The following is a 10335-nucleotide window of genomic DNA, read 5'->3' on the forward strand; positions in this document are numbered from 1 at the left end:
TGGAAGATGGCTCGCACAAAACTGAAATTCCGGCTGCATCGGGCAGTGATTGTCCTGTTCTGTCTTGCCTTGTTAGTGGCGCTGATGCAGGGAGCGTCATGGTTTAGTCAAAACCACCAGCGACAGCGTAATCCACAGCTGGAAGAACTGGCCCGCACCCTGGCGCGTCAGGTGACGCTGAACGTTGCACCGCTGATGCGTACCGACTCACCGGATGAAAAACGCATTCAGGCGATCCTCGATCAGTTAACGGATGAAAGCCGCATCCTCGACGCGGGCGTGTATGACGAACAAGGCGATCTTATCGCCCGTTCTGGCGAAAGCGTCGAAGTGCGCGACCGGTTGGCGCTCGACGGCAAAAAAGCGGGCGGCTATTTTAACCAGCAGATTGTCGAACCAATTGCCGGGAAAAACGGACCGCTCGGCTATCTGCGCCTGACGCTCGACACCCATACGCTCGCCACCGAAGCCCAACAGGTGGATAACACCACTAACATTTTACGCCTGATGTTGCTGCTCTCACTGGCAATCGGCGTAGTGCTGACCCGCACGCTGCTACAGGGTAAACGCACCCGCTGGCAGCAATCGCCCTTCCTGTTAACCGCCAGCAAACCGGTGCCGGAAGAGGAAGAAAGCGAGAAAAAAGAGTGACCCATTACTACAAGAAAGGAAATCGTTATGTCCACATTACGCCTGCTCATCTCTGACTCTTACGACCCGTGGTTTAACCTGGCGGTGGAGGAGTGTATTTTTCGCCAGATGCCCGCCACGCAGCGCGTTCTGTTTCTCTGGCGCAATGCCGACACGGTAGTGATTGGTCGCGCGCAGAACCCGTGGAAAGAGTGTAATACCCGGCGGATGGAAGAAGATAACGTCCGCCTGGCGCGGCGCAGCAGCGGTGGCGGCGCGGTGTTCCACGATCTCGGCAATACCTGCTTTACCTTTATGGCTGGCAAGCCGGAGTACGATAAAACTATCTCCACGTCGATTGTGCTTAATGCGCTGAACGCGCTCGGCGTCACCGCCGAAGCGTCCGGACGTAACGATCTGGTGGTGAAAACCGCCGAAGGCGACCGCAAAGTCTCAGGCTCGGCCTATCGCGAAACCAAAGATCGCGGCTTCCACCACGGCACCTTGCTGCTCAATGCCGACCTTAGCCGCCTGGCAAACTATCTCAATCCGGATAAAAAGAAACTGGCGGCGAAAGGCATTACGTCGGTACGTTCCCGCGTGACCAACCTCACCGAGCTGCTGCCGGGGATCACCCATGAGCAGGTTTGCGAGGCCATAACCGAGGCCTTTTTCGCCCATTATGGCGAGCGCGTGGAAGCAGAAATCATCTCCCCGGACAAAACGCCAGACTTGCCAAACTTCGCCGAAACCTTTGCCCGCCAGAGTAGCTGGGAATGGAACTTCGGTCAGGCTCCGGCATTCTCGCATCTGCTGGATGAACGCTTTACTTGGGGCGGTGTGGAACTGCATTTCGACGTTGAAAAAGGCCATATCACCCGCGCCCAGGTGTTTACCGACAGCCTCAACCCCGCGCCGCTGGAAGCCCTCGCCGGACGACTGCAAGGCTGCCTGTACCGCGCAGATATGCTGCAACAGGAGTGCGAAGCGCTGTTGGTTGACTTCCCGGAACAGGAAAAAGAGCTACGGGAGTTGTCGGCATGGATAGCGGGGGCAGTGCGGTAGTTACCCGCCCATGCGGGCAACTTTCCCTTCGATTTGCCGGATTTTTTCCGGCATTTCTTGTGCAATGTGGCGAAATGCCTCGCTGATACGCGGATCTCCGGCGACCGTTTGCCAGAACTGCTGCGCCAGCGGGATCGCCGTTAACCATGCACTTTTACTGACGTTAAGATCAAACCTCACCTCAATGGCAGCATCACGCAACATTCCGGCGCTGTTTGGTGCATAGGCCATCGGCAGCATGTCGTAGACGGGCGTCAGCGCAAATGGTGGTTCAGATAAATAAAATGATAAATTGCCTGCGTGCATATCGCTGTTGGCGATAAGTCGCCCAAACGCCCAGATCACTTCTGTTTGCGCCACGCTCTGGTGAGTGACAAGTTGTTGCTCACACAAACGGCGCATAGCCTCCGGCCACGATCCCGGAGAAGAGATAAACTCACTCTGCACCGCCTCCAGCGACACAATGGGCAAGCGACCATCGTTACCTTTGCAGTCAAATCGTTCCGCTTCAAGGAATACCTGCCTGTTACTTGTTACAAGCACCGTTGACTCGATGGCGTGGATCCCACCGTCGCGCAGGATTTGCGCGGCAATAGATTCCGCAATAAGCAAGTCGCCCCAACGTTGGCTGACCGCGGTTTGCTGTGGCACGGTGAATTTAACCAGCACATGTTTATTGCCTGACGGCGTTTGTGCATAGCAGGTAAATTTTGGCTGCTCGCCGCCCGCAGAAGAACCCACAATTTCTCCTGCCAGTGCATCATGCGCCAGTTGTTCATAACGGGTGAGTTTTTGATCCAGATGAATTGCCGCAGGGCGTTGTGCAGTAATCCATCGCTGATAATTCCCCTCCCCGACCAGCCAGCCGCCGGTGTATTCACCGCTAAATACGGTCAGGGCGTAGAGCACATCTTCTTCCTGCCAGAGACGGATATCTTCAGTAAGATTCAGTTGCGCGGCTAACTTCCTGCCCCACGCGCGCCCCAAAAACCCCTGCGGTCGCAGATCGGTCAAATACCAGGGCAAACCATCAAACCACTGTTCGTCGCCATCTGCGCCTGTTACCAGACAACTTCCCTGCGGCCAGCACAACCGGATGTCGGCGAATTTATGCGCCTTTCCGGCATCGTCCACTCGCCATACGGGAATACGCTCAATTCCGCGATAAGGACGCAGCAGTGCATATCGCGTTGCCCGTGCTTTACCAAAGCGAATCACCCGATCTTCTCTGGCAACAAGGCGTGAGAACGTCGCCTGACTGATTGCCAGACGCTGGCGCAATTCCGGGGCAGAACGCGGCCCTTGCAATAAAAGATCGGTCAGTTCGCTCATTAATGAATAGATTCGTGAATAGATACTTGAATAGATTTATTAACACATTTCACTGAAAAGTATAGCGAAAATATTCAAGCTGGAGAGAGAAATGAATAGATAATATAAAGCCGGAGCGGTCTCCCACTCCGGCTTAACACGACGTTCGCCTTTCAGCGAAACACAATTACTCTTTATCGCCCAGCAGAACGGATTCCAGTGCGATTTTGATCATGTCGTTGAAGGTGGTCTGACGCTCAGCGGCAGTGGTCTGCTCGTGAGTACGGATGTGGTCAGACACGGTGCAGATGGTCAGGGCTTTCGCGCCAAATTCTGCAGCGACGCCGTAGATACCAGCCGCTTCCATTTCCACGCCGAGGATGCCGTATTTTTCCATCACGTCGAACATTTCGCCGTCCGGAGAGTAGAACAGGTCAGCGGAGAACAGGTTACCAACGCGAGCATCAATGCCCAGTGCTTTAGCTGCATCTACTGCGTTACGCACCATGTCAAAGTCAGCGATAGCGGCAAAGTCATGGTCTTTAAAACGGATGCGGTTAACTTTGGAATCGGTGCAGGCACCCATACCGATAACGACGTCGCGCAGTTTTACGTGTGGCAGAACAGCGCCACAGGAGCCTACGCGGATAATTTTCTTCACGCCGAAATCGGTGATCAGTTCTTTGGTGTAGATGGAGCAGGACGGGATACCCATACCGTGACCCATTACGGAAATTTTGCGGCCTTTGTAAGTACCGGTGAAGCCCAGCATACCGCGAACGTTGTTCACTTCACGGGCATCTTCAAGGAAAGTTTCAGCAATATACTTCGCACGCAGCGGGTCGCCTGGCATCAAAACTACGTCAGCGAAATCGCCCATTTCTGCATTAATGTGTGGGGTAGCCATTGTTTTATCCTTTTTGTGACATAACAAAGGCGGAGTCAACGCTCCGCCCAAATCCATCAGAACATGGCTTTGCCATATTCCATATCAGAAGTACCAAAATATTTTGCCAGAGTCTGGCCGATATCCGCGAAGGTTTCACGGTGACCCAGTGAGCCCGGTTTTACTTTCGGGCCGTAAACCAGTACCGGAATGTGTTCACGCGTGTGGTCAGTACCGGTCCAGGTCGGATCACAGCCGTGGTCAGCGGTGAGGATCAGGATGTCGTCATCGCGCAGCAGAGACATCAGCTCCGGCAGACGGCGGTCGAACAGTTCCAGACCCGCAGCATAACCGGCGACGTCGCGACGGTGGCCCCAGGAAGAGTCGAAGTCAACGAAGTTGGTGAAGACGATGGTGTTATCACCCGCTTCTTTCATCTCTTTGATGGTGGCGTCAAACAGCGCGTCCAGGCCAGTCGCTTTCACTTTTTTGGTGATACCGCAGTTGGCGTAGATGTCTGCAATTTTACCGACAGAAACCACCTGGCCGTGTTTTTCATCAACCAGTTTCTGCAGCACGGTCGGTGCTGGCGGTTCAACGGCCAGGTCGTGACGGTTACCGGTACGCTGGAAGTTACCGGCTTTGTCGCCGATAAACGGACGAGCGATAACACGACCGATGTTGTAGCCGCCGTTGGTCAGCTCTTCACGGGCGATTTCGCACAGTTCGTAGAGTTTATCCAGACCGAAAGTTTCTTCATGGCAGGCAATCTGGAACACGGAGTCAGCGGAGGTATAGAAAATCGGCTTGCCGGTTTTCATGTGCTCTTCGCCCAGCTGATCCAGAATGACCGTACCGGAAGAGTGGCAGTTACCGAGGTAACCCGGCAGATTAGCGCGTTCGACCAGTTTATCCAGCAGCTCTTGCGGGAAGCTGTTTTCGTGATCGGAGAAGTATCCCCACTCAAACAGAACCGGGACACCGGCGATTTCCCAGTGACCAGACGGGGTATCTTTACCGGATGACATTTCGTGCGCCCATGCGTACGCGCCGATAACTTCAGCGTTGCCGTCCATTCCCGCCGGAATGAAACCGGTAGAACCTTCGTGTGCTTTCGCCAGCCCCAGACGGGTCAGATTTGGCAGATTGAGCGGGCCTTTACGACCGTTATCAGCTTCGCCTTTGGCACAAGCTTCTGCGATATGACCCAGGGTGTCAGCCCCGACGTCACCAAAGCGTTCTGCATCTTCTGTAGCGCCGATGCCGAATGAGTCCAGCACCATAATAAATGCACGTTTCATATGTTCTCCGTACTCAGTGCTTCAAATTTAAATGATCAGATCAGTATACCGTTATTCGCTGATACGGCGATAGACAGTTGGTGTGCTTTCCGGTGCTTTATCGGCAAGTTTAATTGCCGCTTTCACCGCTTTCGCCGCTTCCTGCCAGCTGTTTTCGTCTTTCGCGTGGATAACCGCCAGCGGACGCTGACCGTCTACCTGGTCGCCCAGACGCGCCATATCAGTAAAGCCGACGCTGTAATCGATGGTGTCAGATGCCTGACGGCGTCCGCCGCCCATTGCAACCACTGCCATCCCCAGCGCGCGGGTATCCATTTCACTGACAAAACCTTCGGTATCAGCATAGACTGCTTTCGTCAGCATCGCTGTCGGCAGATACTTCGCGTAGTTCTCAACGAAGTCGGTTGGGCCTTTTTGTGCCGCTACCATACGACCAAAGACTTCTGCCGCTTTACCGTTGTCCAGCACCGCCTGCAATTTCGTGCGTGCTTCGGCGTCATCTTTCGCCAGTTTGCCGGAGATCAGCATCTCCACGCACAGCGCCATCGTGACATCAAACAGACGCGGGTTACGATATTCTCCCGTCAGGAACTGCACTGCTTCACGAACCTCAACCGCGTTACCTGCACTGGAGGCCAGTACCTGATTCATGTCGGTGAGCAGCGCGGTGGTGCGCACGCCAGCGCCGTTAGCCACGCCAACAATCGCTTCGGCAAGGGCTTCAGAGAGTTCGTAGGTCGGCATAAACGCGCCGCTACCCACTTTCACGTCCATCACCAGCGCGTCCAGACCTTCCGCCAGTTTCTTCGCCAGGATCGAGGCAGTGATCAGCGGGATGGAGTCCACGGTTGCGGTAATATCACGGGTCGCGTAGAAACGTTTATCCGCCGGAGCCAGTGAGCTGGTCTGACCGATAATCGCCACGCCGACGTCTTTAATAATTTCGCGGAAACGGTTGTCATCCGGGAAAATGTCGAAGCCAGGAATGGATTCCAGTTTGTCGAGCGTACCGCCAGTATGACCGAGGCCGCGACCGGAGATCATCGGAATATAGCCGCCGCAGGCTGCGACCATCGGCCCCAACATCAGCGAAGTCACATCGCCGACGCCACCGGTGGAGTGTTTATCAACAATTGGGCCATTCAGATGCAGGCTTTTCCAGTCGAGAACGGTTCCTGAATCTCGCATCGCCATGGTCAGCGAGACACGCTCAGGCATTGTCATATCGTGGAAGAAAATGGTCATCGCGAGAGCGGCAATCTGCCCTTCGGAGATAGTGTTGTCGCGAATACCGTTGATAAAGAAACGAATTTCTTCATCGCTCAGCGCATGACCATCACGTTTTTTACGAATAATTTCTTGTGCGAGAAACAAGGTAACCTCCCGTGGAAAAGAGACGAGGTAATCGGGGAACCGGATGAGCATCGCTGCGTCATCCGGCAAATCAAGCCTTAGTAGCTGCTGGCGCTCTTACCGTCGCCGTGGCCCAGAGCCTTCAGCAGGCTTGCCAGCAGGCTGGAAGCGCCAAAGCGGTAGTGACGCGCATCGGCCCAATCAGCGCCGAACAGTTCATCGGCGATGGCGAGATATTTCTGCGCATCTTCCGCAGTACGCACGCCGCCCGCCGGTTTGAAACCAACGGTTTTTTCTACGCCCATATCACGGATCACTTCCATCATGATGCGCGCGCTTTCCGGCGTCGCGTTCACTGCCACTTTACCGGTAGAGGTTTTGATGAAGTCAGCACCCGCTTTGATGGAGATTTCAGACGCTTTACGGATCAGCGCTTCGTCTTTCAGTTCGCCGGTTTCGATGATCACTTTCAGCAGTACGTTAGCCGCAGCGCAAGCCTCTTTACAGGCTTTCACCAGGTCAAAACCAACCTGCTCGTTACCTGCCATCAGCGCACGGTACGGGAACACTACGTCAACTTCATCGGCACCGTAGGCGATTGCCGCACGGGTTTCTGCCAGCGCGATGTCGATGTCATCGTTACCGTGTGGGAAGTTAGTTACCGTAGCGATACGGATTTCCGGGGTGCCCTGCTCTTTCAGCGTTTTGCGAGCAATCGGGATAAAGCGAGGATAGATACAGATAGCGGCGGTATTGCCGACCGGAGTTTTGGCCTGATGACACAGGGCGATCACTTTCTCGTCGGTGTCGTCGTCATTCAGGGTGGTCAGGTCCATCAATTTCAGTGCACGCAGGCTGCTTGCTTTCAGATCAGTCATTTCATTCTCCTGGCTTGTAGCCAATAAAATTCACCTTGCGAGTTTGTTAGTATTCTAACATCTACTCCGCAACACACTTCGATATACATCACAATTAAGGAAATCTACTTACAAGTTTGCATCACTGTAATGCGATCTGGTTCAAATAATTCACTTTCAAATGAATGCGTCAGTGGTGGCAAACGCATCAGGATCAAAGTGAACATCACGAAACTTCTTACAATGGCGCATCACCTTCGGCATAAAAGGAAAAGAAGATGCCCACTTCTCATGAAAATGCACTGCAACAACGTTGCCAGCAAATTGTCACCAGCCCAGTGCTTAGCCCGGAGCAGAAGCGCCATTTTCTGGCACTGGAAGCAGAAAACAATCTGCCTTACCCACAGCTTCCTGCCGAAGCCCGCCGCGCGCTGGATGAAGGTGTAATCTGCGATATGTTTGAAGGTCATGCGCCGTACAAACCGCGCTATGTCTTACCCGATTACGCCCGTTTTCTGGCGAACGGTTCCGAATGGCTGGAGCTGGAAGGCGCGAAAGATCTTGATGATGCACTCTCTCTGCTGACCATTCTTTACCACCACGTACCGTCGGTCACATCGATGCCGGTCTACCTGGGGCAACTGGATGCGTTGTTGCAACCGTATGTTAGAATTCTAACACAAGACGAGATCGATATTCGAATAAAACGTTTCTGGCGTTACCTCGACAGAACCCTGCCAGACGCCTTTATGCACGCCAATATCGGCCCGTCTGATTCGCCCATCACCCGTGCAATCTTACGTGCAGATGCAGAGCTGAAGCAGGTTTCACCGAACCTGACCTTTATCTACGATCCTGAAATCACCCCTGATGACCTGCTGCTGGAAGTGGCGAAGAACATCTGTGAATGTAGCAAACCGCACATCGCCAACGGTCCGGTGCATGATAAAATTTTCACAAAAGGGGGCTACGGGATTGTGAGCTGTTACAACTCACTGCCGCTGGCGGGTGGTGGCAGCACGCTGGTACGCCTTAACCTGAAAGCCATTGCCGAGCGCAGCGAATCGCTGGATGACTTCTTTACGCGCACTCTACCGCACTACTGCCAGCAGCAGATCGCCATCATCGATGCGCGGTGTGAATTCCTCTATCAACAATCACACTTCTTTGAGAATAGCTTCCTGGTGAAAGAAGGGCTGATTAACCCTGAACGTTTTGTGCCAATGTTTGGCATGTACGGACTGGCGGAAGCAGTTAACTTACTGTGTGAGAAAGAAGGAATTGTCGCACGTTACGGTAAAGAAGCTGCTGCAAATGAAGTGGGTTATCGCATCAGCGCGCAACTGGCGGAGTTTGTCGCCAATACCCCCGTGAAATATGGCTGGCAAAAACGCGCCATGTTACACGCACAGTCGGGGATCAGTTCCGATATCGGCACCACGCCGGGCGCACGCTTGCCGTATGGTGATGAGCCAGATCCGATCACCCATCTGCAAACCGTCGCCCCGCATCATGCTTATTATTATTCCGGCATCAGCGACATTCTGACGCTCGACGAAACCATCAAACGTAATCCGCAGGCGCTGGTACAGCTTTGCCTCGGTGCCTTTAAAGCCGGAATGCGTGAATTTACCGCCAATGTCAGCGGTAACGATCTGGTTCGCGTTACCGGTTATATGGTGCGTTTGTCGGATTTAGAAAAATATCGCGCCGAAGGTTCACGTACCAACACCACCTGGCTGGGCGAAGAGGCCGCACGTAACACTCGTATTCTGGAACGCCAGCCGCGCGTGATAAGCCATGAACAGCAGATGCGCTTTAGTCAGTAAGATTATCCCCTTCTCCTGCGTTGACGGGCCAGGCAGTCGTCTGGCTCTGTTTTTGCAGGGCTGCAATCTGCGCTGCAAAAACTGTCACAATCCGTGGACGATGGGACGTTGCAATGACTGCGGGGAGTGCGTGCCACAGTGTCCGCATCAGGCGTTGCAGATTGTTGACGGCAAAGTGGTGTGGAACGCTGTGGTCTGCGAGCAATGTGATACCTGCCTGAAGATGTGTCCGCAACATGCCACGCCAATGGCGCAGTCCATGAGCGTGGATGAGGTGCTTAGCCATATCCGCAAAGCAGTGCTGTTTATCGAAGGGATAACGGTAAGCGGCGGCGAAGCCACGACCCAGCTACCGTTTGTGGTGGCGCTGTTTACTGCTATCAAAAATGATCCGCAACTGTGCCATCTCACCTGTCTGGTGGACAGTAACGGTATGTTGAGCGAAACCGGCTGGGAAAAATTGCTCCCGGTGTGCGACGGCGCGATGCTCGATCTCAAAGCGTGGGGTAGCGAATGTCATCAACAGTTAACCGGACGCGATAATCAGCAGATTAAGCGCAGCATCTATTTGCTGGCAGAGCGCGGCAAGCTGGCGGAACTGCGTTTGCTGGTAATCCCTGGCCAGGTGGATTATTTGCAACACATCGAAGAACTGGCGGCGTTTATCAAGGGACTTGGCGATGTTCCGGTACGCCTGAACGCGTTTCATGCCCACGGCGTGTATGGCGAAGCGCAAAGCTGGCCGAGCGCCACACCGGAAGATGTTGAGCAGTTGGCTGATGCGTTAAAGGTGCGCGGGGTGAGCCGGTTGATATTTCCGGCGCTGTATTTGTGACATGCCGGATGTGGCCTACGGTTCGGCACAGACTTGTAGGAATGATAAGACGCGTCAAGCGTCGCATCAGGCATTGTGCGCCAACTGCCGGATGCGGCGTGAACGCCTTATCCGGCCTACGGTTCGGCACAGACCTGTAGGCATGATAAGACGCGTCAGCGTCGCATCAGGCATTGTGCGCCAACTGCCGGATGCGGCGTGAACGCCTTATCCGGCCTACGGTTCGGCACAGACCTGTAGGCATGATAAGACGCGTCAGCGTCGCATC

General features: G+C 54.1%; 9 protein-coding genes. 4 read left to right on the plus strand and 5 right to left on the minus strand.

The window, feature by feature from the left end:
- Window positions 1–6 precede the first annotated feature (6 nt).
- Together ACJHYR_RS11440 and lplA are read left to right on the plus strand one after the other, a co-directional pair.
- On the plus strand, window positions 7–651 hold the full coding sequence (locus tag ACJHYR_RS11440; RefSeq protein WP_000124615.1) for a YtjB family periplasmic protein: 645 nt from the start codon (window positions 7–9) through the stop codon (window positions 649–651).
- A 27-nt stretch (window positions 652–678) separates the two neighbouring features.
- Window positions 679–1695 carry a lipoate--protein ligase LplA gene (gene lplA, locus ACJHYR_RS11445; RefSeq protein WP_000105893.1) on the plus strand — a complete coding sequence of 339 codons (1017 nt, stop codon included), beginning with the start codon at window positions 679–681 and terminating at the stop codon, window positions 1693–1695.
- Here lplA and yjjJ read toward each other — a convergent pair whose 3' ends face one another.
- From yjjJ to deoC, 5 genes are all read right to left on the minus strand, one after another.
- Window positions 1696–3027 carry a type II toxin-antitoxin system HipA family toxin YjjJ gene (gene yjjJ, locus ACJHYR_RS11450; RefSeq protein ID WP_042097273.1) on the minus strand — a complete coding sequence of 444 codons (1332 nt, stop codon included), beginning with the start codon at window positions 3025–3027 and terminating at the stop codon, window positions 1696–1698. It abuts the gene before it with no gap.
- Window positions 3028–3193: 166 nt separating this feature from the next.
- The gene (gene deoD / locus ACJHYR_RS11455) at window positions 3194–3913 is read right to left on the minus strand and encodes a purine-nucleoside phosphorylase (RefSeq protein WP_000224877.1); all 720 of its coding nucleotides are present in this window, start codon (window positions 3911–3913) and stop codon (window positions 3194–3196) included.
- 56 nt (window positions 3914–3969) lie between these two features.
- Window positions 3970–5193, minus strand: a complete 1224-nt coding sequence (gene deoB / locus ACJHYR_RS11460; RefSeq protein ID WP_000816471.1) for a phosphopentomutase — start codon at window positions 5191–5193, stop codon at window positions 3970–3972.
- 51 nt (window positions 5194–5244) lie between these two features.
- Window positions 5245–6567 (minus strand): thymidine phosphorylase, encoded by a 1323-nt coding sequence (gene deoA / locus ACJHYR_RS11465; RefSeq protein WP_072837370.1) that lies wholly within the window; start codon window positions 6565–6567, stop codon window positions 5245–5247.
- A 77-nt stretch (window positions 6568–6644) separates the two neighbouring features.
- Window positions 6645–7424 (minus strand): deoxyribose-phosphate aldolase, encoded by a 780-nt coding sequence (gene deoC, locus ACJHYR_RS11470; RefSeq protein ID WP_001298497.1) that lies wholly within the window; start codon window positions 7422–7424, stop codon window positions 6645–6647.
- 257 nt (window positions 7425–7681) lie between these two features.
- Here deoC and ACJHYR_RS11475 point away from each other — a divergent pair, with 257 nt between their 5' ends.
- Entirely contained in the window at window positions 7682–9232 is a 1551-nt protein-coding gene (locus tag ACJHYR_RS11475) for a YjjI family glycine radical enzyme (RefSeq protein ID WP_001143238.1), read from the plus strand.
- A complete protein-coding gene (locus ACJHYR_RS11480) occupies window positions 9204–10067 on the plus strand; it encodes a YjjW family glycine radical enzyme activase (RefSeq protein WP_001586637.1) in 864 nt (287 codons plus the stop codon). The genes ACJHYR_RS11475 and ACJHYR_RS11480 overlap by 29 nt, the downstream gene beginning before the upstream one ends.
- Window positions 10068–10335 lie beyond the last annotated feature (268 nt).

Source organism: Escherichia sp. WS1450, assembly GCF_046487395.1.
Lineage (GTDB): Bacteria > Pseudomonadota > Gammaproteobacteria > Enterobacterales > Enterobacteriaceae > Escherichia > Escherichia coli.

What these genes read in the sequence shown, in the direction of transcription:
- deoB (WP_000816471.1), bottom strand. Translation starts at nt 5,193, where the DNA reads ATGAAACGTGCATTTATTATGGTGCTGGACTCATTCGGCATCGGCGCT.
- lplA (WP_000105893.1), top strand. Translation starts at nt 679, where the DNA reads ATGTCCACATTACGCCTGCTCATCTCTGACTCTTACGACCCGTGGTTT.
- deoC (WP_001298497.1), bottom strand. Translation starts at nt 7,424, where the DNA reads ATGACTGATCTGAAAGCAAGCAGCCTGCGTGCACTGAAATTGATGGAC.
- ACJHYR_RS11480 (WP_001586637.1), top strand. Translation starts at nt 9,204, where the DNA reads ATGAACAGCAGATGCGCTTTAGTCAGTAAGATTATCCCCTTCTCCTGC.
- ACJHYR_RS11475 (WP_001143238.1), top strand. Translation starts at nt 7,682, where the DNA reads ATGCCCACTTCTCATGAAAATGCACTGCAACAACGTTGCCAGCAAATT.
- yjjJ (WP_042097273.1), bottom strand. Translation starts at nt 3,027, where the DNA reads ATGAGCGAACTGACCGATCTTTTATTGCAAGGGCCGCGTTCTGCCCCG.
- ACJHYR_RS11440 (WP_000124615.1), top strand. Translation starts at nt 7, where the DNA reads ATGGCTCGCACAAAACTGAAATTCCGGCTGCATCGGGCAGTGATTGTC.
- deoD (WP_000224877.1), bottom strand. Translation starts at nt 3,913, where the DNA reads ATGGCTACCCCACACATTAATGCAGAAATGGGCGATTTCGCTGACGTA.